This window comes from Brevundimonas sp. GW821-FHT09G01 (assembly GCF_059416065.1).
In genome coordinates this window covers 1-22,500 of sequence record NZ_JBWKOL010000006.1, presented here as the reverse complement: position 1 = coordinate 22,500, position 22,500 = coordinate 1, and the positions used below count along the sequence as shown (strand labels likewise).

General features: G+C 68.5%; 26 protein-coding genes (1 of these 26 only partly in view). 8 read left to right on the top strand and 18 right to left on the bottom strand.

Translation table 11 applies throughout. The annotated features are described in order from the left end of the window. Positions 1-193, bottom strand: the start of a protein-coding gene (locus tag AC07NB_RS12265) for a CBS domain-containing protein (RefSeq protein WP_291837912.1). 236 nt of this gene lie to the left of the window's left edge; 193 of the gene's 429 nt are visible here — the first part of the coding sequence; its start codon is at positions 191-193; the stop codon falls past the left edge of the window. Between the two features lie 48 nt (positions 194-241). After that, the gene (locus tag AC07NB_RS12260) at positions 242-916 is read right to left on the bottom strand and encodes a rhomboid family intramembrane serine protease (RefSeq protein ID WP_492312535.1); all 675 of its coding nucleotides are present in this window, start codon (positions 914-916) and stop codon (positions 242-244) included. Between the two features lie 132 nt (positions 917-1,048). On the opposite strand from AC07NB_RS12260, the gene hfaA reads away from it, so the two are divergent. The 4 genes from hfaA (at position 1,049) to AC07NB_RS12240 (ending at position 6,651) form a co-directional block, all read left to right on the top strand. Further along, a complete protein-coding gene (gene hfaA, locus AC07NB_RS12255) occupies positions 1,049-1,474 on the top strand; it encodes a holdfast anchoring protein HfaA (RefSeq protein ID WP_494571477.1) in 426 nt (141 codons plus the stop codon). Continuing rightward, on the top strand, positions 1,471-2,487 hold the full coding sequence (hfaB, locus tag AC07NB_RS12250; RefSeq protein WP_291837920.1) for a holdfast anchoring protein HfaB: 1,017 nt from the start codon (positions 1,471-1,473) through the stop codon (positions 2,485-2,487). Before hfaA ends, hfaB begins: the two co-directional genes overlap by 4 nt. Then, entirely contained in the window at positions 2,414-3,670 is a 1,257-nt protein-coding gene (gene hfaD, locus AC07NB_RS12245) for a holdfast anchor protein HfaD (protein WP_494571478.1), read from the top strand. The genes hfaB and hfaD overlap by 74 nt, the downstream gene beginning before the upstream one ends. A gap of 134 nt (positions 3,671-3,804) precedes the next feature. Then, on the top strand, positions 3,805-6,651 hold the full coding sequence (locus AC07NB_RS12240) for a M16 family metallopeptidase (protein WP_494571479.1): 2,847 nt from the start codon (positions 3,805-3,807) through the stop codon (positions 6,649-6,651). Positions 6,652-6,780: 129 nt separating this feature from the next. On the opposite strand, the gene AC07NB_RS12235 is transcribed toward AC07NB_RS12240, so the two are convergent. Continuing rightward, positions 6,781-7,650 (bottom strand): hypothetical protein, encoded by an 870-nt coding sequence (locus AC07NB_RS12235; protein ID WP_492312532.1) that lies wholly within the window; start codon positions 7,648-7,650, stop codon positions 6,781-6,783. Between the two features lie 138 nt (positions 7,651-7,788). On the opposite strand from AC07NB_RS12235, the gene AC07NB_RS12230 reads away from it, so the two are divergent. Next, positions 7,789-8,331: a PAS domain-containing protein gene (locus tag AC07NB_RS12230; protein WP_492312531.1), complete on the top strand. Its 543-nt coding sequence runs from the start codon at positions 7,789-7,791 to the stop codon at positions 8,329-8,331. On the opposite strand, the gene AC07NB_RS12225 is transcribed toward AC07NB_RS12230, so the two are convergent. Further along, complete coding sequence (locus AC07NB_RS12225) at positions 8,332-8,865, bottom strand: gamma carbonic anhydrase family protein (RefSeq protein ID WP_492312530.1); 534 nt, start codon at positions 8,863-8,865, stop codon at positions 8,332-8,334. It lies immediately after the preceding gene. A gap of 287 nt (positions 8,866-9,152) precedes the next feature. On the opposite strand from AC07NB_RS12225, the gene AC07NB_RS12220 reads away from it, so the two are divergent. Then, positions 9,153-9,944 (top strand): PhoH family protein, encoded by a 792-nt coding sequence (locus AC07NB_RS12220; RefSeq protein ID WP_291835247.1) that lies wholly within the window; start codon positions 9,153-9,155, stop codon positions 9,942-9,944. 18 nt (positions 9,945-9,962) lie between these two features. Here AC07NB_RS12220 and AC07NB_RS12215 read toward each other — a convergent pair whose 3' ends face one another. Next, positions 9,963-11,225 carry a cation:proton antiporter domain-containing protein gene (locus tag AC07NB_RS12215; RefSeq protein WP_494571480.1) on the bottom strand — a complete coding sequence of 421 codons (1,263 nt, stop codon included), beginning with the start codon at positions 11,223-11,225 and terminating at the stop codon, positions 9,963-9,965. 175 nt (positions 11,226-11,400) lie between these two features. Here AC07NB_RS12215 and lspA point away from each other — a divergent pair, with 175 nt between their 5' ends. Next, positions 11,401-11,943, top strand: coding sequence for a signal peptidase II (gene lspA, locus AC07NB_RS12210; protein WP_291835207.1), 543 nt, complete (start codon positions 11,401-11,403; stop codon positions 11,941-11,943). Positions 11,944-12,003: 60 nt separating this feature from the next. Next, entirely contained in the window at positions 12,004-12,567 is a 564-nt protein-coding gene (locus AC07NB_RS12205; protein ID WP_291835209.1) for a DUF3035 domain-containing protein, read from the top strand. Between the two features lie 72 nt (positions 12,568-12,639). Here AC07NB_RS12205 and AC07NB_RS12200 read toward each other — a convergent pair whose 3' ends face one another. The 13 genes from AC07NB_RS12200 to AC07NB_RS12140 form a co-directional block, all read right to left on the bottom strand. Then, positions 12,640-13,545 carry a DMT family transporter gene (locus AC07NB_RS12200; RefSeq protein ID WP_492312528.1) on the bottom strand — a complete coding sequence of 302 codons (906 nt, stop codon included), beginning with the start codon at positions 13,543-13,545 and terminating at the stop codon, positions 12,640-12,642. Between the two features lie 91 nt (positions 13,546-13,636). Continuing rightward, the gene (ssb, locus tag AC07NB_RS12195) at positions 13,637-14,113 is read right to left on the bottom strand and encodes a single-stranded DNA-binding protein (protein WP_291835215.1); all 477 of its coding nucleotides are present in this window, start codon (positions 14,111-14,113) and stop codon (positions 13,637-13,639) included. A 167-nt stretch (positions 14,114-14,280) separates the two neighbouring features. Continuing rightward, complete coding sequence (locus tag AC07NB_RS12190) at positions 14,281-14,715, bottom strand: hypothetical protein (RefSeq protein WP_494571481.1); 435 nt, start codon at positions 14,713-14,715, stop codon at positions 14,281-14,283. Next, a complete protein-coding gene (locus tag AC07NB_RS12185) occupies positions 14,715-15,389 on the bottom strand; it encodes a hypothetical protein (RefSeq protein WP_291835222.1) in 675 nt (224 codons plus the stop codon). The genes AC07NB_RS12190 and AC07NB_RS12185 overlap by 1 nt, the downstream gene beginning before the upstream one ends. Positions 15,390-15,462: 73 nt before the next feature. Beyond that, entirely contained in the window at positions 15,463-18,189 is a 2,727-nt protein-coding gene (locus tag AC07NB_RS12180; RefSeq protein WP_494571482.1) for an NHL repeat-containing protein, read from the bottom strand. A 262-nt stretch (positions 18,190-18,451) separates the two neighbouring features. Then, positions 18,452-19,285 carry a flagellin gene (locus AC07NB_RS12175; RefSeq protein ID WP_291835228.1) on the bottom strand — a complete coding sequence of 278 codons (834 nt, stop codon included), beginning with the start codon at positions 19,283-19,285 and terminating at the stop codon, positions 18,452-18,454. A 129-nt stretch (positions 19,286-19,414) separates the two neighbouring features. Next, positions 19,415-19,699, bottom strand: a complete 285-nt coding sequence (locus tag AC07NB_RS12170; RefSeq protein WP_291835231.1) for a flagellar protein FlaG — start codon at positions 19,697-19,699, stop codon at positions 19,415-19,417. Positions 19,700-19,796: 97 nt separating this feature from the next. Beyond that, entirely contained in the window at positions 19,797-20,630 is an 834-nt protein-coding gene (locus tag AC07NB_RS12165) for a flagellin (RefSeq protein WP_291835234.1), read from the bottom strand. Between the two features lie 346 nt (positions 20,631-20,976). Next, the gene (locus tag AC07NB_RS12160) at positions 20,977-21,462 is read right to left on the bottom strand and encodes a hypothetical protein (RefSeq protein ID WP_494571483.1); all 486 of its coding nucleotides are present in this window, start codon (positions 21,460-21,462) and stop codon (positions 20,977-20,979) included. Further along, positions 21,459-21,842 carry a M15 family metallopeptidase gene (locus AC07NB_RS12155; protein ID WP_494571484.1) on the bottom strand — a complete coding sequence of 128 codons (384 nt, stop codon included), beginning with the start codon at positions 21,840-21,842 and terminating at the stop codon, positions 21,459-21,461. The genes AC07NB_RS12160 and AC07NB_RS12155 overlap by 4 nt, the downstream gene beginning before the upstream one ends. Then, positions 21,842-22,117 carry a hypothetical protein gene (locus AC07NB_RS12150; RefSeq protein WP_291835243.1) on the bottom strand — a complete coding sequence of 92 codons (276 nt, stop codon included), beginning with the start codon at positions 22,115-22,117 and terminating at the stop codon, positions 21,842-21,844. Before AC07NB_RS12150 ends, AC07NB_RS12155 begins: the two co-directional genes overlap by 1 nt. Next, positions 22,114-22,269, bottom strand: a complete 156-nt coding sequence (locus AC07NB_RS12145) for a hypothetical protein (RefSeq protein ID WP_291835245.1) — start codon at positions 22,267-22,269, stop codon at positions 22,114-22,116. The genes AC07NB_RS12150 and AC07NB_RS12145 overlap by 4 nt, the downstream gene beginning before the upstream one ends. A gap of 8 nt (positions 22,270-22,277) precedes the next feature. After that, positions 22,278-22,500: hypothetical protein (locus AC07NB_RS12140; RefSeq protein ID WP_494572580.1), on the bottom strand; the 223-nt coding region annotated here is incomplete at its 5' end.

Genomic DNA, 22,500 nt, shown 5'->3' with positions numbered 1-22,500 from the left:
CCGCGCCCTCACGCGCCACGGCCCGCACCACGTCCCGTTCGGACAGAACCCCGACCACACGGTCGTCCTGACATACGATCAGCGCGCCGACGCGGCGGCGCTCCAGCTCGCCGCAGGCCTCGGCCAGGCTCAAGCCCGGCGCGATGGCGTAGACGGCGTCTCCCTTGTCCTTGAGAATCTCGGCGACCAGCATGGCGGCGTCTCCCCTTCCCTTGAGAGCGGCGGCCGCGGCGGGGCCGCATCAGCCGGCAGGATCACCCGGATCGGCTTTCGAATCAAATCCGGTCCGACCGCTGAACATCCGGCTCCACGGCCCGATCGCCACCAGACCGAACAGATAACCGAACGCATGAGCCTCCCAGGCGATACCGGCGCTCGCCGTGCCGGGCATCAGGCCGATCAGGCCCACCACGACGTTCATCCCCATCAGCACCGCCGAGATGGTCAGCACGCGCCGGTCGGTCAGGGACCTCAGCCCTCCATCGCGGCGGCCCAGCAGGCGGATCGCGGCGCCGGTCAGACCGAACACCGCACCGGACGCCCCGGCCCCCAGGTTCTGGCTCTCCATATGAAGGAGACCCCAGCCGAGGGCGGCGACCACGCCGCACGCCATATAGAAGAGAAGGAAACCGACCGCGCCGGCCGCGCCCGGCATGCGCCGCGCCACCGGCGGACCGAAGGCGAGCGCGCCCAGGGCGTTCATGCCCGCATGGGTCCAGCCCACGTGCACGAACATCGCGGTCAGCAATCCGGGCCACCACTGGCCATCCAGGAGGGACGCGGGACGGAAGGCCAGGCTCACTCCACCATCGGGCAATTCTCTCTGCACTATAAAGAGTGCGGGAATCGAAATGACGACCAGGATCGACACCAGCGGCGCGTTGAACAGCCGCTCACGGGGCGGCGCATCGGTCACGGCCGACCTCCGGTGTTTCGCGGCGCCGTCGCCGTCCGACGTTCTGGCAAGCGGTTCTTAATAACCATGTCCCAGATTGGCGCGCGGAGTGCTTAGCGCTCGGTAAACCGTGTTTCGGGGAGAATCGCCGCCATGCCAGCCAGATTGAAGGTCGCCGCCGCGATCGTGCTCGCCGCCGCCGCCCTCCCCGTCGCCGCCCAGGCCCAGTCCGCGGGCTCGTCCAACATGGGGACCTATACGGCCGGCTATGGCGGCGCGCGCTACAGCACGGCCCAGCCCCAGACAGGCTCGACCCGCGACGCCAACGGCAACCGGCTGATCGTCAACGGCATCATCCAGTCCGGCGCCAGCACCTATTCCAGCACCTCGGGCGGCGTGGGCTCCAACTACACCGGCGCGGGCCGGGGCCAGACCATCGGCGGCTCCACCGCCATCGGCAACAGCCTGAACGTCGTCGTCCAGGGCAACCACAACACGGTCATCGTCAACTCCAGCCAGGTCAACAACGGCAATGTCACCGCCGGCACCGACCTCAACGGCACCCTGAGGCTTCCATGAGCGCTGGCCGGACCCTTCGGCTGTTCAAGACCCTGGGGGTGGCCTGTGCGGCCGCCGCCCTCTTGAGCGGCTGTATCTCGGCGACCGCGAACTCGCGCGGCGTCTACGCCACCCCGATCGGCAATGCGCCGGTGACGGCCAACCCGACGCCCTATTCGGCGGCGTTGTACTGCATGGCCGACTACGCCCGTCGCTACAGCCTGCCCTCCCCGCGCATGGCGGTGGGCCGGATCGCCGACTACACGGGCACGGTCTCCGCCGACGGCGGACGTCAGGTCACCGGCGGGGCCTCGCTGATGGCCATGACCGCCCTGGCCAAGTCCGGCGCCCGGATGGTCGAGCGCTATGACACCTCGATCTCCGAAATGGAGCTGCGCTACGCCAACAACCGCCTGATCGGCGACGAGGGCCCCGGCGGCGCGGACGACATCCAGTACCGCCGCATCATCGCGGGCTCGGTGCCGGGCTCCGACTTCTACATCATCGGCGGCATCACCGAGGTGAACCACAACATCCGCTCGGGCGGGTTCGACATGGCCGCGGGTCAGGCCTCGACCGACACGCCGCTGTCGGCCGCCTTCGCCGGCCGGGCCTATGTCATGAACATCGCCATCGACCTGCGGCTGGTGCAGACCACCACGAACGAGGTCGTCGATGTCGTCTCGTACCAGAAGCAGATCATCGGCCGCGAGATCTCGGCGGGGGTGTTCGACTTCCTGAACGGCAATGTCTTCGACATCTCGGCGGGCGAAGGCGCGCTGGAGCCGGTCCAGCTGGCCGTCCGCGCCCTGATCGAGCGGGCGACGGTCGAGTTCATGGCCAATCTGTACGGCGCGCCCGGCCCCGAGGTCTGCCTGCAGGCCGGTCCGGACCCGCTGGGCGGCACGGTCGGCGCGACCGGCGGCTACTATCCGGCTTACCCCAACACGGAGACCAACAATGGTCAGACCCGTGCGGATCCGTCTCGCTGGCACGATCGCCGCGACGGTGATGTGCGTCGCAGCCGCTACTGAGGCCGCCGCACAGACACCCCCGCAGGACAACAGCCTTGTCCTGAACAACCAGCTTCAGCTCGGCGATGTCTTCGCCGACCAGACGCTCAATGTGGTCGATTCCCAGGATCAGGTGACGGTCGGGACCACCGCCAACGGCAACACCGCCTCGGGCGCGGTCGAGAACGGCACGGTCACGGTCCGCTCGACGCAGGACATGCGGGGCGATTCCATCGCCACGACCTCGGTCGCCCTGGGCGGCGACACCTCGGGTCCCGTCGCGGTGCAGTCCAATGCGGGCGGCAACTATCTGGCGGTCAGCGGCTATGACGCCGACGTCACCGTCGAGGCGACCCAGCGCAACACCGGCGGTCTGGTCGGGGCGCTGACCGAGGTCGGCGATGAGAACGCGCGCCTGCTGGCCGGAGGCGTCGTATCGGCCACGGCGACCTCCAACAGCGTCTCCCTATATGGCGAAGGCAGCGTCGTGCAGGGGACGATCGAACAATCGTCCTCCGCCACCGTGCGGGCCTACAGCCGTCTGGACAGCCAGTATGTTCCGGCCGCCGCCGAGGTGCAGGCCCAGGCCATGGGCAACGCCATCGGGGTGAACAGCGGTCAGACCTCGGGGCAGAACCTAGCCTTCGACCAGACCTCGACGGGCGACTTCATCGAGGCCGAGGCCAGCGCCAATACCGGCAACGGCTGGGATCTGGCCTCCCGCGCGCGCGCCGTCGGCAACTACGCCAACAGCTACAACTCGGGTGGCTCGGTCGTGACCGAGTCGGCACAGGACAACTCGTCCTTCATCCGCTCGGCGGCGACCACCACCGCCTATGACTATGGTCGTGCGCAAGCCTATGCGTCGGGCGCGGGCAACCAGCTGTCAGTGGGCAACAACGACATCTACGTCGAGATCGACAACAGCCAGATCAACACCGGCGGCGTCGACGTCACGGCGACCTTCTCGGGCACCAACGGCTATGACGTCTATGTGGGCGCCGAAGCCGTGGGCAACGCCGTCACCGGCTACTCCTGCTCGGAATGCCAGGGCTATCTCGAGGCCCGCAACACCCAGACCAACTCCGGCGATGTCTCGGCCCAGGCCAACACCGTCGTCTCGGGCTCCAACCGCGCGGTGATCTCCAGCGCCACGGCCACCGGCAACTCGGCCAACTTCTACGTCTCGCGGCCGTCGCATTAAACTTCGGTAACTTGAGCAAGAGGGGCCGGTCGCCGAAGGGTTGCGTCGGGGCGTCGGCGTTTTCAGATATCGCGGTCCTTCCTGTTTGCCGGCGCGCCCGCACGGGCTCATTGCGCCATCGGAGTCGACCGACCATGCGTTCCGCACGCCGCCTTCTTCTGCTCGTCGCCGCCTCGGCCGCCGCCCTGACGGCCGCCGCCCCGGCCCTGGCCCAAACCGCGCCGACCGACCCGTTCGCGCAGGGCGCCAGCGATATCCCGGCCGATTCCAACGTCCGCTTCGGCACGCTGTCCAACGGCATGCAGTACGCCGTGATGCGCAACGCCACGCCGCCGGGACAGGCTTCGTTCCGCCTGCGGATCGACGCGGGCTCGCTGATGGAGAACGACAACCAGCTCGGCCTGGCCCACTTCATGGAGCACATGGCCTTCAACGGGACGACCAACATCCCCGAGAACGATCTGCTGCGCATCCTAGAGCGTCTGGGCCTGGCCTTCGGCGCCGACACCAACGCCTCCACCGGTTTCGACCAGACCCTCTATATGCTGGAGCTGCCGCGCACGAACGATGAGACCGTCGACGCCTCGCTGCGCATCATGCGCGAACAGGTGTCCGAGGCCCTGATGGCCCCCGAAGCCGTCGACGCCGAGCGCGGCGTCATCGAGGGCGAGGAGCGCCTGCGCAACACGCCCGGCCTGCGCTCCGCCAAGGCCCAGTTCGCCCTGCTCGCCCCCGGTCAGCGGATTTCGCAGCGCTGGCCCATCGGCGACCTGGAGATCATCCGCAACGCGCCGCGTGAGCGTTTCGTCGAGTTCTACAACGCCTACTACCGTCCCTCGCGCGCGACCTTCATCGCCGTCGGCGACTTCGACGTCGATGTCATGGAAGCCAAGATCCGCGGCGCGTTCGAGAGCTGGCAGCCCAAGGCCGCCGATGGTCCCGAGCCGGACCTCGGCACCGTCGCCCCGCGCCAGCCGGAAACCCGCATCCTGGTCGAGCCGGGCATCCAGTCGAACATCCAGCTGAACTGGACCAAGGCCCCGGACCTGGATCCCGACACCGTGGCCGAGCGCCGCGACAACCTGATCACCAACCTGGGCCTGGCCGTGCTGAACCGCCGCCTGGGTGAGATCTCGCGCCGCGACAACCCGCCGTTCACCAGCGCCAGCGCCGGCCAGTCGACCCTCATCGACAGCCTGGACATCGCCTCGATCTCGGCCAGCTTCAATCCGGGCGGCTGGAAGCCCGCGCTGGAGACGATCGACCAGGAACAGCGCCGTCTGGTTCAGTACGGCGTCTCGGACGCTGAACTGCAGCGCGAGATCACCGAGTACCGCACCGCGCTGGAGAACGCCGTCGCCGGCGCCGCCACGCGCCGGACGCCGGCCCTGGCCGGCAGCATCGCCAACGCGGTCAACGGCCGCACGGTCTTCTCCTCGCCGCAAACCAACCTCGACCTGCTCAACGCCGCGGTCGCCGGCCTGACGGCGGCGCAGGTCAACAGCAAGCTGCAGACGGTCTTCACCGGCGGCGGCCCGCTGGCCCTGGTCGTCACGCCGGTCGAGATCGAGGGCGGTGAAGCCGCCGTCACCGCCGCGCTGACGGCCTCGCGTCAGGTTCCCGTCTCCGCCCCGGCCGCCCAGGCCGCGCTGGAATGGCCCTACACCCAGTTCGGAACCCCGGGCACGGTGGCCAACCGCCGCGAGATCGCCGAAGTCGGCGCCACCGTGGTGACCTTCGCCAACGGCGTGCGCCTGACCGTCAAGCCGACCGACTTCCGTGACGAGCAGATTCTGGTCAGCGTCCACACCGGCATCGGCGAACAAGGCCTGCCGACCGACCGCTCGACCCCGCAGGCGCTGGCCGGCTTCTACGTCGCTCCGGGCGGCCTCGGCCGTCTGACCTTCGACGAACTGAACCGCGTCCTGAACGGCCACGTCTATTCGGCCGGTTTCTCGGTCGACAGCGACAGCTACTCGTTCTCGGGCGCCACCCGTCCGGCGGATCTCGGCCTCGAGATGCAGGTCCTGACCGCCTATCTGACCGATCCGGGCCTGCGCGCGGCACCCTTCGAGCAGATCAAGGGCCTGTTCCCGCAGATCGTGGCGCAGCAGATGGCGACCCCCGGCGGCGCCTTCCAGGTGCAGGCCTCGGGCCTGCTCGCCAGCGGCGACAAGCGCGAATCCTTCCCGACCGCGCAGGAAGTGGCCAGCTGGACCATGGACGACGCCCGCGCCGGCATCACGACCGGCCTGAGCACCGGCCCGATCGACGTGGTCGTGGTCGGCGACGTGACCGTCGATGACGCCATCGCGGCCATCGCCCCCACGCTCGGCGCCCTGCCCCGTCGCGGTCCGGCCGCCCGCCCGGCGCCCGGCGCGACCGAACTGCGCTTCCCCGCCGCGACGCCCCAGCCGGTTCGTCTGACCCACAACGGTCCGGCCGAACAGACCCTGGCCTACATCGCCTGGCCGACCACCGACGCCGTGGAAGACCGGACCGAAGCCCGCCGGATCTCCGTCATGATGGAAGTGATGAAGCTGCGCGTGCTGGACGAAATCCGCGAGAAGCAGGCCCTGGCCTATTCTCCGAACACCAGCGCCAGCGCCTCGGACACCTACCGCGGCTACGGCTCGGTCGCCGTTCGGGCGGAAATCGCGGCTGACAAGGTCGATCCCTTCTACGCTGCGGTTGAGTCGATCGTCGCCTCGCTGCGGGACGCCCCGCCGACCGAGGACGAACTGAACCGCGCCCGCCTGCCGGTGATCGAGTCCCTGCGCCGCAGCCAGGCCAGCAATGAATACTGGCTGGCCCAGCTGTCCGACGTGGCGGAGCGTCCCAACGATGTGGAGCAGACCCTGACCCACATCTCGGACCTGGAAGCGGTCACCCCGGCTGACGTTCAGGCCCTGGCCCGCCAGTACCTGCGCGGCGACACCGCCTGGAAGGCCATCGTGGTTTCGGCCCAGGCCCAGCAGTAGGCGATAAAAAAGGCCCCGGTCTCAGGACCGGGGCCAGTTTCGCTTCTCAGGATCGCCGGCGGAGAGCCGACGACCCCATATTTCTAGGCGTTCGCGCCTGACGGCAGGCTGAACGCGCCGTTCAACCCATCAGAACACCCGGCCGCCGACCCCGCCGTCCAGGGTCATGGCCCCGCCGGACACGGCCATGCCGGAGCGTTCGACCACTTCCTCGCGATACTCGGTGTAGGTCTCCTCGCGCATCCACGTCAGGATCTTCACCCCGGCGCCGTAACGGCGCAGCAGCGACCGCTCGTTGCACTCCCGCTCGGCGCGCTGCGTCCGGCACTCGACATTGCCGCCGCCGTACCACAGGGCCTCGCCCTTGCGGCAGCTGACGGTCTCGCCGTGGTCGAAGCGGACCTCGCCCTGATATTCGGCCCAGGTGAACTGCAGCGAGGCGCCGGCCAGGCAGCGGTACAGCTCGCCTTCATAGGAACCGTCGACCTCGCGGTCGGGGCGCACCTGGGAGGCGGGGTGCGGAATGTTGCGGTCGTCGATGCACACGGCCTGGATGACCACGCGCTTCTCCCACCGGCGGCGCGACTCATAAGGCACGCGCACGGTCTCGCGCACCCGCGCACCCTCGACCATCAGGCCGTTGATCGTGGTCGGATAGGGTTGATCGACCGTGACATAGGCCGAACCGCCGCCACCGCCGCCCCAGGTCAAGCCGCCGGCGCGGGCGTTCAGGCCGACGTTGGCGCGGGCGCCGGCGTTGGCGGCCGCGTTCACGTTCACATTGACGTTCAGGTTGCCGCCGCCGCAACAGGACGGGGGCGGAGGCGGCTGGCAGCACACCGGAGGCGGCGGAGGGGGCGGCGGAGGCGGGGGCTCGCAGCACGGCGGCGGCGGCGGCGGGCAGCCGCCGTTGCACTGGGCCGCGGCGTCGTCGGCGACCGCCGAGAGGGCCAGAAAGCCCGCCGCAGCCGGCAGCCAGGTCATGATCCGCACCCCCATGGGCCGACCTCCAGATGAGTTTTCGCGCGATCCGCAAAGCACGCGGACCGTTCCAAACTGCATCAGACGCCAAAAGCCTTGCGTTTCCGTTGCCTTCGCGGCCCGCCCCTTGCGGCATTCCGTCCGGAGACGAATGTCGTGTTTCACCCTGATACGCAGCTGCTGATCGATCACTGGACCGGCCTGGCCCGCGCGGCGGACGTCCGCGGCGGGATTCCGGCGCGCGCCGGGCTGTATCCCGAGGCTCTCGGCCGCTGCCTGCCCCGCGCCTTCGTGGCCGACTGGCAGGACGGTCAGGCCATGCTGCGCCTCGCCGGGACGGCGCTGGAGCTGTTCTATCGCCGCCCGCTGGCGGGAGACTCGCTGGCGGCACTGTGGCGGCCCGCCTCGAACGACCTGATCGAGGCCGCCCTGGCCCAGTCCGTCCGTGAAGCCCGCCCCGTGGTCGTCGTCGGCCTCGCGCCCGGCGATCCCGCCGTTCCGGTCGAGATGGTGGTCGCCCCCCTGCGCGGCCCTACCGGGCGGCCGGACCAGCTGCTCGGCCTGTTCGCGCCCGCCGCCGCCCTGGCGCCGCTCGCCAAGGGAGCCGCTCTGCTGACCGCCCGCGTCGCGGTCGCCGCCGGAGAGCCCGGCCGTCCCCCGCTCAGCCTCGCCGCCGTTCAGGGCCGCCGCATCGCCTGATCAGGCGTCGACCTCGGTCAGGTCGCGCACATAACGTTTCCAGTTCTGGACATAGTGGGCGGCCGAAACCCTCAGCGCCTCGATCTGGCCGGGCTCCAGCTCGCGCACGACCTTGCCCGGCTGGCCCATGACCAGGGAATTGTCGGGAATCACCTTGCCCTCGGTGATCAGGGCGTTGGCGCCGATCAGGCAGTTCTTCCCGATCTTCGCCCGCCCCAGCACCACCGCGCCGATGCCGATCAGGGTGTTGTCGCCGATCTCGCAGCTGTGAAGCATGACCATATGCCCGACGGTCACCCCGTCGCCGATGGTCAGGGGCTCGCCGGGATCGGAATGCAGCACGCTGCCGTCCTGGATATTGGTGTCCCGGCCGATGGTGATGGGATCGTTGTCGCCGCGCACGACCGCGCCGAACCAGACACTGGCGCCGGGTTTGAGAATCACATCTCCTGTCACCACGGCATTTGGCGCAACCCAGTATTCGCCCTCAGGCGGAAGCTGCGGTTTCTTGTCCGCCAACGCATAGATCGTCATCGAAACATCACCTCATCTTTGGCTTAATCAGCGCTTTAAGCCTTCGTAAACCACGCTAGCATCAATCTGTTGATGCGATTCGAGACCGACATTTCGGCCCCGGATCCGTAACCGGATCAAGCCCGGTCCGGTCAAGCAGGGGGAACGCGCGTGGTGCGTTCGGTTCGGCGGCTCCGTCCGCTGGAAGTTGATCCTTCCTCCGACCCGGGCGGATGCGTCGCATCCTCTTCTCTCCTCCCCACGATCGTTCGAGGCGATGCTTTTGCGGCATCGCCTTTTTTCATGCCCTGGAGGCGTCCATGACCAAACGTGCGGCCCTGAAGCGTCAGACCCGTGAAGCATCCCGCGAGTTCGGGGTGCTCGATACGAGCCAGTTCATCCAGGACTCCAAGGTGCGGCGCTTGCCGACCCATGCGGGCTGGTCGCCCAATCCGTCGAATGACGAGCGGGACCAGGCCTATCTGAAGACGCTGAAACCCAAGTCGGACGGCCAGGCCGAGCTGATGACGATGATCGATCATCACAACCTGGTCCTGGCGCTCGGCCCCGCAGGTACGGGCAAGACCTATCTGGCCGTGGCCAAGGCGGTCGAGGCGCTGGAAGCGGGCAAGGTCGGACGCATCGTCCTGAGCCGCCCCGCCGTCGAAGCCGGCGAATCGATCGGCTTCCTGCCCGGCGACATGGAGGACAAGCTGGCCCCCTATCTGCGTCCGCTCTACGACGCCCTGTCGGACCGGCTCTCGATGAAGCGGGTCAAGGCGCTGATGGCCGAGGGCCTGATCGAGATCGCCCCCATCGGCTACATGCGCGGCCGCACGCTGAACAACGCCTTCATCGTCGTCGATGAGGCCCAGAACTGCACCTACGTCCAGCTGAAGATGCTGCTGACCCGCCTGGGCTGGCATTCGACCATGGTGGTCACCGGCGACCCGCAGCAGTCCGACCTGCTGCCGGGCATCTCCGGCCTGTCGGACATCGCTGAACGCCTGATGCCCGTGCCGGACATCGCCGTGGTGCGCCTGGCCGAACAGGACATCGTCCGTCACCCGCTGGTCGCCTCGATGATCGGCGTCCTCTAGGCGGCTAAAGCTTTCCGATCAGATCAGGTCGCGAACCGGAACGCTCTCCATCTTGGGGGGCGTTTTTGGTTTGGCCCCAATGCGGTCGATGAAGGCGAAGACGAACGGGTTCAGCGAGATCGACAACAGGGCGGCGGCCAGGATCAGGTCGTGCGTTTCCTGCCGCATCCCGCCCAGCTGGACGCTGAGCGCCGCCAGGATGAACGAGAACTCGCCGATCTGGGCCAGGGCCGCGGCGACGGTCAGGCTGGTCGCCTTGTCCAGCTTGAACACGGTCGTGATGGCCAGCGCCGCGATCGACTTGCCGACGATGACGATGGCCAACAGGCCCAGCACGGCCAGCGGACGGTCGATCAGGATATGCCAGTCGAACAGCATCCCCACCGAGACGAAGAACAGCACGGCGAAGGCGTCGCGCAGCGGCAGGGAGCGCTCGGCGGCGTTATGGCCCAGCGGCGAACTGTTCAGCACCAGCCCGGCCAGGAAGGCGCCCAGGGCGAAGGAGTGGAACAGGGCGTAGGCCACCCAGGCGATGCCCAGGGCGATCGCCAGAACGCCCAGGGTGAACAGCTCGCGCGACTTGGTATGGGCGATCCGCACCAGCACCCAGGGCAGCACCTTGGCGCCCACGACCAGCATGACCGCGGTGAACCCCGCGACCTTGAACAGCGTCCAGCCGATCGACCCGGCCAGCTCGCCGCCGTTCAGCGTGCTGCCCGGCTGGATCACCAGCAGCGGCAGGATGACAAGGGCGATGACGATCACCAGATCCTCGACGATCAGCCAGCCCATGGCGATGCGGCCGACGTCGCCCTTGACCTGTTTGCGCTCTTCCAGCGCCCGCAACAGCACCACGGTCGAGGCGACGGACAGGGCGAACCCCATCAGGATGGCCTCGAGATCGCTCATGCCCATCAGCCGACCGAGGCCCCAGCCCAGCGCCGTCGCCGCCGTGATCTGCACCAGGGCGCCCGGGATGGCGATCTTGCGGACCTTCATCAGGTCGGCCAGCGAGAAATGCAGCCCGACCCCGAACATCAGCAGGATCACCCCGATCTCGGCCAGCTGAGGCGCCAGTTCGGTGTCCGCGACGAAGCCGCCGGTGTGCGGTCCGACCACGATGCCGGCGACCAGATAGCCCACCAATGGAGACAGCTTCAGCCGGTTGGCCAGCATCCCGAACAGGAAGGCCAACACGAAGCCGCCGACCAGGGTAAGGATCAGGCTGTCGGCGTGGCTGGCCACGTGCGCGGCTTGCTCGGCCACATCGGCATGCGTCATCGGCGCTCCTTCGAGTGCGTGGGGAAATCCTTGCGGGTTGAAGCGTCACATCTGGGGCCTGAAGCCCGGCTGGACAAGGAAAAACCGGGTTCCGCGACGCTGTGCCGCCAGAAAAACCCTTCGCGCGCGAGGCGCGGGCTGCTAACCCGAACCGCTCAATCTTTCAGCGAACCGAATGAAAATCCCCCGTATCGCCTACGCCGCCTACGGCTTCGCCCTTGTTGTGATCGTCCTCGATCAACTGACCAAGGCCTGGGTCCTGTCGGGCCTGAACATGCTCGACGCCAGCGGCGCGATGCTGGATCGCGAGCTGTGGGGCTATCGCTCGATCGAGGTGCTGGGCTCGTTCTTCAAGATCACCTTCGTGGCCAATGACGGCGTCAGCTTCGGCCTGTTCGGCGGCGGCGCCGGTCGCTGGTTCCTGAGCGTCTTCTCGATCGGGGTCGCCGGCCTGCTGGGCTGGTGGGCGCTGAAGGCCGACCGCCGCCTGCTGATCACCGCCATCGGCCTGGTCATCGGCGGGGCCGTCGGCAATGTCATCGACCGCATCCGTTTCGGCTTCGTGGTCGACTTCGCCGACTTCTCGGGCACCGGCGTCTTCCCATGGGTGTTCAACGTCGCCGACAGCGCCATCACCATCGGCGTGATTCTGCTGATCCTCGACAGCCTGCTCTCCGAACGCGCGGCCAAGGTTGGCCTCGCCGCCGAAAAGTCGTAATCAGCCGCTTCCACTAGGGTTTACGCGTGCGCCTGTCGGCGCGCTGCACCGGGATTGATCATGCGTCTTCGCACTACCGCCGTTCTGACCCTCGCCGTGTCCGCGCTCGCGCTGGGCGCGTGCAGCAACCTCCAGCAGAGCATCGGCCTGTCCAAGGTGACGCCCGACGAGTTCCTGACGGTTTCGACCGCCCCGTTGACCGTGCCGCCGGAATACGGCCTGCGTCCGCCGGCGCCGGGCCAACCGCGCCCGCAGGAGCTGGCCCCGGAATCGGCCGCCCGTCAGATTCTTCTCGGCCAGCGCCAGTCCGTCACCCGTTCGCCGGGCGAGCAGATTCTGGTGGCCCAGGCCGGCGGCGACCGCGCCGACCCGCTGGCGCGCTATGTGATCGACGACGAGTTCGGTGATCTGGCCCACAAGGAAGAGAGCTGGGCCAACCGCATCATGTTCTGGCGCCGCGACGACGCCTCGACCCAGGCCGCGACCACGACCCAGACGTCGGAAGGCGCCCTGACCATCGACGCCGCCAGCGAATACGCCCGCATGCAGGCGCTGACCGGCGGCCGCGGCGGCATCACCATCACGCCGCGCCGCGACTCGGGCTTCAAGCTCCCCGGCCTCTAGGACCGGATCCAGCGTTAGAGAATCAGGCCCGGACGCCCAGCGTCCGGGCCTTTTTCGTTCCAGCTATTGGGTTCATGCCTTGGCGGCGCCGGCGCGCAGGCCCCGCTCGGCCAGGGCCACCACAGCCACGCCGCCCAGGGTCATGGCCGCGCCGGTGAGGATCTGCGGGGTCAGAACGTCGTCCAGCAGGGACCAGCCGATCAGTATAGAGACCACCGGCGTGGCCAGCAGATAGGGCGTCACCCGACCCGCCTCGCGTTTCTGCACCAGCCAGAAGACCAGGGTCGTCGCCAGCACCGAAGAGACCAGCCCGGCCCAGATCAGACAGGCCCAGATCAGGCCGTCCGCGTTCTGGATCGCTTCCCACTGCCCCCGCTCGAACATCGCCGAACCGAACGCCAGCGTCGGCAGGGCGACCAGCGACAGCAGGCCCTGCATCTTCAAGGGCGGGATCGAGGTGGTGCGGCGGGCGATGACCGTCGTGATGGCCCAGGCGCTGGCGGCGGCGACGCCGACGGTGATTCCCTTCCAGTCCTCGATGGCGTGGGCGTCCAGCGTCATCCAGGCGACGCCGAGGAAGGCCACGCCCATTCCGATCAGGGCGAATCGCGACAGGCGCTCGCCCAGCAGCAGGAAGGCGAACAGGGCAGTGAACGGCACCCACAGCTGGGTCGCGACGGACACCGGACTGACGTCATGCGCCAGCCAGAAGGCGAGATAGACGAGGCCGTAGTGCAGCGGCCCGCCGATGCAGACGATCAGCAGCAGGCTCTTCCAGTTCGGGAAGGGCGGGCGAACGAAGGGAATCAGGCAGGCCGCCGCGATGGCGAATCGCAGGGCGCCGGTCATCAGGGGAGGCAGGACCTCGGTCGCCACCTTGGCGGCGGCGTTGTTCACGCCCCAGATGACGACGATCGCGACGATGGCGCCGATCTCGATGAGGCTGAGCGGGCTGTGAGGCTTGTCCGGGGTGATCACCGCACCGGGTTAGCCCGTGAACGTGCCGGGTGCGAGACCCGCACCCGACACTTCACATTTCGGAATGTGGCCGTGAAGGCCGAACCGTTCCCTAGAACGGAATGTCGTCGTTCAGGTCGTAGCTTTCCTTGGGACCCGAGGGCTTGTTGGCGCCGCCGGTCGAGAAGCCCGAGGAATAGTCGTCATCGCCGCGCGACTGACCGCCGCCGGCGCCGTCCGAACGGCCGCCCAGCATGGTCAGTTCGCCGCGGAACTTCTGCAGCACGATCTCGGTGGTGTATTTCTCGACGCCGCCCTGCTCGTATTTGCGGGTCGTGAGAGAGCCCTCGACGTAAACGGTCGAGCCCTTCTTCAGATAGTTCTCGGCGACCTTCACGATGTTCTCGTTGAAGATGACCACCCGGTGCCACTCGGTCTTTTCCTTGCGCTCGCCGGTGGCCTTGTCGCGCCACGTCTCCGAGGTCGCCAGGGACAGGTTGGCGACGCGTTCGCCCGAGTTGAGGGTGCGGATCTCCGGGTCCTTGCCCAGGTTGCCGACCAGAATGACCTTGTTGACGCTGCCCGCCATCATCGAGCTCCTTTAGCTAGCTGGCCCACCACGCTTTTCGCGCTGATTCAGGCCGTTCTCACGTGGCCTAGCGCGCTTTCGCGCCGCCGGGGCCGATTTGTCGTCGCAATCCACAGAAGCGCGACTTGTTCCACCTTTGTTCCACGCTGTCCAGCGCGAAGCGGACCCTACCGCGGCGGGGCGGCGACCGGCGCCGGCGGTCCGCGGGGGGCGTCCACCTCCTGCTGGATCGCGCCCGGAATGGCCAGGCGGCCGTCTCCGGTCCGGGCCAGCGCCATGAAGCGCGAGCCCTCCAGCGTCTTGCCGAAGGAGACGCCGGCGCGGTCGATGAAGATGAACTGGCCCTGGTAGGAACCGATGACCTCGCGGCGGCTGCCGCCCAGGCTGAGGAAGCGCAGCCGCATCTCTTCAAGACGGGCGGCGCAGAATTCGATCTGCGGCTGGTCGCGCGCGACGACGTTGAACGTCGGCTCCTCGCCTTCCTTGCCCAGCTCGACCGCGTAGCAGACGCCCGGATCGAACGGGGCCTTGGTGGTGTTCTGGCAGGCGCCCAGCGCCAGGAGGCCGACGCCCGCGGCGAGAACGATGGAGGTGCGCTTCATCAATGGAGATCCGGGAACTGGCAGCGGCGGTCCTGATCCGCCAGCAGGCGGAAGCGGTTGTTATCGGGCGATTGTTCCACGCGGCGCGGGACCAGGCGCAGGGTCGTCTCGCCCCAGCGGCCGTACAGGGCCTCGCCCGGGCGCACGCAGGTGCCGGCGTACAGCGCGACGACGCACTGGTTCAGGCTCATGCCCGACGACACCGTCCGCCAGTCCGATCCCGTGTAGCGCAGGCAGGCGCCGCCGGCCGCCGCCGGCTGCGGCGCGGGTTGAGCGGGCTGGGTCGATTCGATCGGCGTGGCGTCAGGCTGGGTCTCGGTCAGTTCGACCGGGGGCGCCGACGGCGGAGGGGTCAGGGAGGCGGTCGGGGCGGCGACCAGATTGCCGGTCGCATCGACACCGACATCCAGAGCATCCGTGGCCAGGCCGTTGCGGCGCGCGCAATCGGTCAGGGTGGCCATGCCGACGAACTGGCCGTCGACGTAGCAGCGCAGCTCACGCGTGGAATCCAGACCCGGCGCATCCGCCACGGAGACGGTCAGCCCGCCTTGCGCGGCAGGCGGCGGCGCGGCGGGCTCATCACGTCCGCCCGTCATCAACAGGCCGACGATGACGGCGATCACGACGGCGACTGCGGCGCCGATCGCGATGAGGATACGGTTGTCCTTGGGCATGAAAGGCTCGCGCGGATGGAGCCCCCAATAACCCCGCCGGAGCAGGGCCCGTCAACGCTTTACGTTGACGGCGTCAGCCGCCGCCCAGACGCGCAAGCGCCGCCTGGTAGTTGGCCAGCTGGGCGGTCAGGTAGGCCGGGGCCTGGCCGGTGACCGCGGGCTTGGCCGATTCCGGGGACAGCGCGCGATAGGCGTCGCGGATCGCCTTCATCGCCGCCTGCACCTTCTCCCCGGCCGTCTTGACCGCGGCGGCGTCCGTGAGGGTCAGGTTGGTCGGCAGGCCCAGGCCGAAGGTCTTGGTGACGTCGTCGCCGACCGTCTTGCCGATATAGCCTTGCGACAAGCCCAGCCCCGCCAGTGCGTCGCGGCCGGTCTCGCCCGAGGTCAGCACGGCGCCCTTCACCCCGTCGCGTGCGACGATGGACAGGCGCTGCAGACCGGTGCGCAGGGCGGTGGCCAGATCGCCCGGCTCGGCGCCCTTGGCCGTCTCGGACACCACGGTGACCTTCAGCTTCATGTTCGAAGCCTGTTCGATCTTGCGGCCCAGGCTCTGCAGGGTGTCCCGGGCTTCGATGGTGACCGCCACGGGCCGGCCGCCGTCGGCGGGCGACACATAGAATCGGTCGCCGGCCCGCAGGGAGGTGGCGTTGGTCAGGGTCTTGGACTGGCTCTGGTCGATCTCGCCCTGCGGCAGACCCAGCCGGTCCAGCACGCTGGCGCCGCCGGCGGCGACCGCCAGCGTCAGGGGCTTGGCCTGCGCCCCGTCCCCTTCCCAGTCGCGCCGCCATTCGACCGCGCCGGTCGTCGGGTCGATGCGGGTCAGATAGGCCTTGGTCGGATCGGTGGCCTTGGCGTCCTCGGGCCGGTTGGCGATGCCGGTCAGCCAGACCTTGCCGCCCAGGATCTTCATGTCCGCGGCGCTGTCGTCGCCCGCGCCGCCGACATAGGTCAGGCGGTCGTCGGTCGAGGCGGCCAGACTGTCGTCGATCACGGCCACGAAGGCGTCCTTGCCGCCGTGGTGGGCCGTGGTGATCGTGCCGACGCCCAGCGACGCGTTACGGGTCGTGCCACTGATGATCACCTTGCCGTTCTCGACGGCCAGGCCGCTGATCTCGCCGCTGGCGTCGCCCAGATCGCGCGTGGCGGCCAGGGTCGGCTTGCCGTCCGCCGCGAGGGTGAACTGGCGCACCACGATGCGGCCGTCCTCGACGCCCGCCGAATAGAGATTGTTCCCGTCCACCACGATGGCGTCGACGCCGTCGGTTCCGGCCGTGCCGAACTGCGAGACCCCCGCCGCCTTGGAGACGATGGGCGCATACTTGTGTTCCTGGGTCTCGCTGAACGCCTGGACGTAGCCGTCCCAGCCGCCCACGCCGACCGTGCCCGTCATGGCCGACTGGGCGCGCCCGCCCACATAGACCGTGCCGTTGGGACCGAAGCTGACCGAGGTCGCCTCGTCGGCGGCGCGGGCTCCGCGGCGCTGGGTCCAGACCTCCTGCCCTTCCGCATCGAAGACGGTCACGAAGCTGTCGGCGACGGTGGTCACATCGCCCGCCTTGCCCGCGTCCAGCGCGCCGGTGACCGAACCGGCCACGGCCACCCGGCCATTGGCGTCGACGGCGATGGCGTAGCCGCTGGCGGTCGAGGCCGCGCCGATGGCCTGGGTCATGACCACGCGGCCGGCGGAATCGAGCTTGATCAGCGCGACGTCCCTCTGGCCCTTGATCGGCTGGTTGTCCGGGCCCGCCTTGAGGTCCGCCACCATCCACACCGAACCATCCGGTCCCGTGGTGCTGGCGCGGACCGTCTCGACGCCCTCCGGCAGGCCGGTCTGGGAAGCGCGTCCGTCGACCCACTGGGTCTCGCCGACGCCGGCGACGGGCGGGGGCGCGGCGCCGCCGGTGTCGCTCTGGAATTTGAGCATCTGCAGGCCGCCGGCCGTGCCGGAGCCCTGCACCACATAGACGGCGTCCGCGGCCGTGGTCGGGGTGAAGCTGACCTTCTCGGTCGTCACGCCGCGCACCACCAGGGCGAACTGGTCGGGACCGGCCGGCAGGGTGACGGTCTTGCCGCCGACGGTCATGGTCTTGGGTTCAGGCTTGACCAGTTCGCGGCCGAGCCGTGTCTCCAGCCCGGCATCCCCAAGCTTGGCGTTGATGTGGTCCAGCACATTGGTCAGCGTCCGGGGCTTGGTCCCCATGTCCGCAAGGTCGATGGCCACCGACTTGGTGGTGTTGTCGCCCTTCTTGACCGTGATGTTGAACTGCACCTCGCCGGCGAAGGCCGGGGCCAGCGCGTCGGGCGAGCCCTCGTGAATCGGCCCCGTGACCGAGATCGCGCCGTCCCGCGCCACGGCGGCGGTGGTCTTGCTGGTCGAGGACGAGGTGCCCTGCACCAGACGGATGGCGTCCAGATCCGCGCCCGGCAGCCATTTGCCGACCTCGGCCATGCCCGCCGCGAACCGCTTGTTCAGCTGGGTCATCTCCAGGGCGGTCACGCCCTTGGTCCCCGCGCGGGTGATCAGGGCGTTCATGGTCTCGAGGCCCTGATACAGGGCGAACAGCTTCTTGTAGTCGGTCGAGGCGCCCTTGATATCGAGCTGGGCCGCGCCCTCGTTGATGAAGTCCCGGCCGCCCAGGGCGGCGCGCAACAGCGCGCTCTGCTCCGGCGCCTTGACCGAGGTCGACCACGGCGGCGTCGGCTGGGCCTTGGATTTGGCGAGCGCATTCAGGGTCGAGTACGACGTCGAGGGCGACGCCGTTCCACCGTAGAGACCCAGAAGATAGCTGTTGTTGATCACAGAGCGCTCCTCGCGCGCAGTCTGACGCCTGAGCTGTAACGAGGGCTTAACGGCCGGGTTCGGAGCGACTTCCGCCGCGACTCAGGGAACAATGGTCGACAGCACCCGTTTATCGCGTGCCGGATACGGAGGAGTGCCTGATGAGTGCCTTCGTCAACGCCCTGAGATCGTTGCTTTCCTTGTACGGCTTCGGGCCGCGCGGCGCGAACCGCCGACGACCCGAACCCGTTTCCATCGGCCGCTCCGGGAGCCGCCGGCTGGCTTAGCCTTGGAAGAGCGACAGGATGATCTGCGGCGCCTGGTTGGCGATCGACAGCGATTGCGCGCCCAGCTGCTGCTGGACCTGCAGGGCCTGAAGCCGGGCGCTTTCCTTGGCCAGGTCGGCGTCGACCAGGTTGCCGATCCCCGATTCCAGCGTGTCGACCAGCTTGGACACGAAGGTGTTGTGCGCCTGGATCTGCTTGGCCTGGGCGCCGATCTCGCCGAGGGCGGCGTTCAGCTGGGTGATCGAATCGTCCAGCTTGGTCAGCGCCGTGGCCGCGCCGGTCAGGGTCATCAGGCTGTCGCTCAGCGACAGCTCGATGATCGAACCGCCCAGCGACAGGTTCTTCGACGCCAGGGTCACGAAGGCCGAGGCGTCGGCGTTGGCCAGGAATTTGATGCCGGTGGTCAGCGAGCCGTTCAGGATGTTGCCGCCGTCGAAGGCCGCGTTGTCCACCGCCGACTTGATCGCCTTCATCAGGGCCTGGAAGTCGGCGTTCAGCAGCTGGCGCGACTGGGTCTTCAGCGAGGTGTCCTTCGCCGCGGTGACCTTTTCCTTGAGCTGGTTCAGCAGGTCCGAGATCGATTCGCCGGCGGACAGGGCCACGTCCGCGATCGAGGTCGCGCGGTCCAGGCTCTGCTTCACCGCGCCGAGCGCGCCGACATCCGCGCGCTGGGTCTGGGCGATGGCCCAGATCGCGGCGTTGTCCTTGGCGCCCTGGACTTTCAGGCCCGTGGAGACGCGACTCTGCACATCCGCCAGGCGGCTGTTCGTCGTGGTCAGGTTCTGCAGCGCGATCTGCGCGGCGACATTGGTATGGACGCTATTCGTCATCCGACTCGGCCCTTCGAGGTTTGGCCAAGGCTAGAGGACGAACCGTGCACACATGGTTAACAGCGATTCACCACGCGTCTTAACCGCGCGGATCGCTCCTGCGCGGCGTTTCGTGGGGTCTCGAATGCGTCAGGCCCGGGTGTCGATCACCGCGCCGGCGCTGTAGTCGGTGTCCTGCATCAGGCCGACGACCTGTTCGCGGGGCAGCTGCTTGACGACCTCGCCGGTGACCCGGTCCATCGTCTTGTAGATGAAGGATCCGGACCGGGGCCCTTCCTCGATCACCAGACGGTAGCGAGCGGCCTGTTCGGCATCCTGCTGCGCCCTGGAGTCATGGAAATCGCCGCCGGTGGCGACGGGGACGGTCGGAATTTCGTAAGCGGCTACGGCGCCAATCTTCGCATTGTTTTGCATGTCTCCTGCCGACCGTTGTTAAAACGGCGGTTCCCTTCAAGGGGACTGGAGAGCGGTTGGGCGGGGCCCTAGGACCCCGCCCTTCCGGTCAAGTTCCTTAGCGGAACAGTCCCAGCAGCGTGGAGGTCGAGGAGTTGGCGATCGACAGAGCCTGCACACCCAGCTGTTGCTTGGTTTGCAGCGCTTGCAGTCGGGCGCTTTCCTTGGCCAGGTCGGCGTCGACCAGGTTGCCGACACCGGCTTCGATGGTGTCTTGCAGCTTGCCGACGAAGTTCAGGTGCGTGCCGAACGACTTCGAACCCGTGCCCAGACGGGCGAGCGAGGCCGAGACCTTGTCGATCGAGGCGTTGACGGCTGCCAGAGCCGTGCCGGCCAGGGTGGAGGTGCCGATGGTCATCGTCGCGGTGACGGTGACGTTGGCGCCGCCCAGCGACAGGTTTTCACCCGCCACCTTGATGGTCGTACCCGAAGTGTTGGCCAGGGCCTTGTAACCACCCGTGCCGGTCGAGTTGTCCAGCAGGTTGACGCCGTTGAACTTGGCGTTCGAAACCACGGTCGCGATCTGGTCGCGAATGGCCTTGAAGTCTTCGTTCAGAGCAGCGCGAGCCGAAGTGGTCAGGCTCTTATCGGTGGCCGAGAGGGCCTTTTCCTTCAGTTGGCCGAGCAGGTCAGAGACCGACTCACCAGCCGAAAGCGCCACGTCCACGGCCGACTGACCGCGGTTCAGGCTGTCCTTGACAGCGCCCAGGGCGCTGACTTCGGCACGTTGCGAGGTGGCGATGGCGAAGATGGCGCCGTTGTCCTTGGCGGACGAGACGACCTTGCCGGTGTTGATACGGCTTTGAACCGTTTGCAGTTCGCTGTTCGTGATCGACAGGTTCTGCAGGGCGACCATTGCGCCCACGTTCGTGTTAACGCTGTTCAGCGCCATGACGAGTATCCTTGTTTCAAGGTGTCCGACGCCATTTTGGCGGCCGGGAGCATTTTGCTCAGGGGACACCGCAGCAAGGGCGGGGCCAGTCGCTTTTCCGCCATGCCAGACGAGCGACCATTGTTTTTGCTGCGTTAGTTCCTGTTAAGCACGTACTGACCCCGGTAATTTCTGCCGGGTCCCGGCAAGATCTGCCGGGCAAGGCCTGCAGAAACTGCCGCAAGCCTACGATCCGCCCTTCCGCCAGCGGTCCTGCAGGGCGCGTTCGGCCCGCAGGGTCTCGACCGCCGCCTGCCGGGCGGCGTCGCACTCCGCCAGGGCCTGGCCGCGCGCCATATAGGACGCCTCAAGATCCGCCAGGGTCGGGGCGGCCGGCAGTCGGTCCAGCCGGCACGGCGTCAACGCCGCCTGGGGCAAGACCAGCCGGGGCGGCGACGCAGACGGCGGGCGCGAGGCGGCACAGCTCGCGGTCATGACCGCGCAGGCGATCGACGCGATCAGGGGCCAGCGGGAGATCGGAGTCATGGGCGTTCCTCGCCTCGGCCTCGGCGGCGGCGGTGACCCGCGCCAGATCGACCGATTGTTGATGTTGCTGTTCGAGACGACGGGTCTGGGCCGCCGCGCCTTCGACCTCCAGCCCGCGAGCCTGAGCCTCGGCGGTCGCCGCCTCGGCCTGCCGTTCGGCGCGCTCCAGGCGCCGGGCGCCGAGACCGAACGGGTCCCAGTGCAGGCCCAGTCCGCGCCCGGCGATGACCAGGACGACGATCAGGATGATCGCGGCCAGCCCGACGCCGGCCGGGGTCAGAAGACGCAGGAGGGGTCGCAGGCTCACGGAAAGACCTTCCGGTCGAGCTCGAAATGCGGGCCGTCGCGCAGGGTCGTCCAGTCGCCGCCCCAGATGATGGCCGTTCCCTGCCGGGCGGCGGCGGCCTTGAAGGCCGCGGCGATGCGGGGATACAGCGGCCAGTCCCATCGCACCTGCCCGTCGATCAGGGCGGCGACATCGACCGCGTGGCCGGTCAGGTGACGCGAGTTCTTCGTCCGGCTCGCCCCGGCGCGCACCAGGGCGGCCTGGCGATCGGGCGTGCGCAGTCCCTCGGTGACCATGAAGTCCACCGGCGTCAGGGTGATCGCCTCCTGGATCACGGCGACCAGGCGAGGATGCACGCCCGCCATGCGGGTCAGGGAGCGGGTGGAGAGGCGGAAGGCCATCAGCGTCCCTCCCCGCCCGGTCCGGGCCGCAGCAGGCGCAGGCTGACGATCAGCTGCTGCGCGCTGGGCGCGACCAGATAGAGCACCATGGTCAGGGCCAGCAGGCTCATCAGCCCCTCGACCAGCCGCGGCGCCGCGGCGGCGGGGACCAAGGGGATCAGCCGGTCCAGCAGCAGCCAGGCGACGCCGCTCGTGGCGAACACATAGAGGCGGCGCCACAGCCACCGCCCCTCGGCCAGCGGCGAGACCTCTTCAGGGATCGCAGGATCGGTCATCGGTCGTCCTCCATCTCATCAAGGCGCCATCCGTGGCGCCGCCAGCCCACGTCCGCCGACGCGAGCAATTCATCCTTCGTCAGCCGCAGCGGGACTTCCCGGGCGTCGGGGTCCAGGGTCTCAGCCTCGTCGGGGGTCCAGTCGGCGTGCATGGCGGACCTCATCCCTGGGCGATCAGCCAGACGACGCCGGGCGCGCCGGAGCCTCCGACGCCGCCCGCGGTCACGCCCGCGCCCCCGCCTCCGCCGCCGCCGCCCACGGCCCCTCCGGCCCCGCCGGCATGGCCGCCGCCCGACGCGACGGCTCCACCGCCGCCGCCGCCGCCGCCGGCCCAATGCAGGTCCGCGAGCGGCGCGGCGGTCCCGACCGCACCGGTCGAGCCC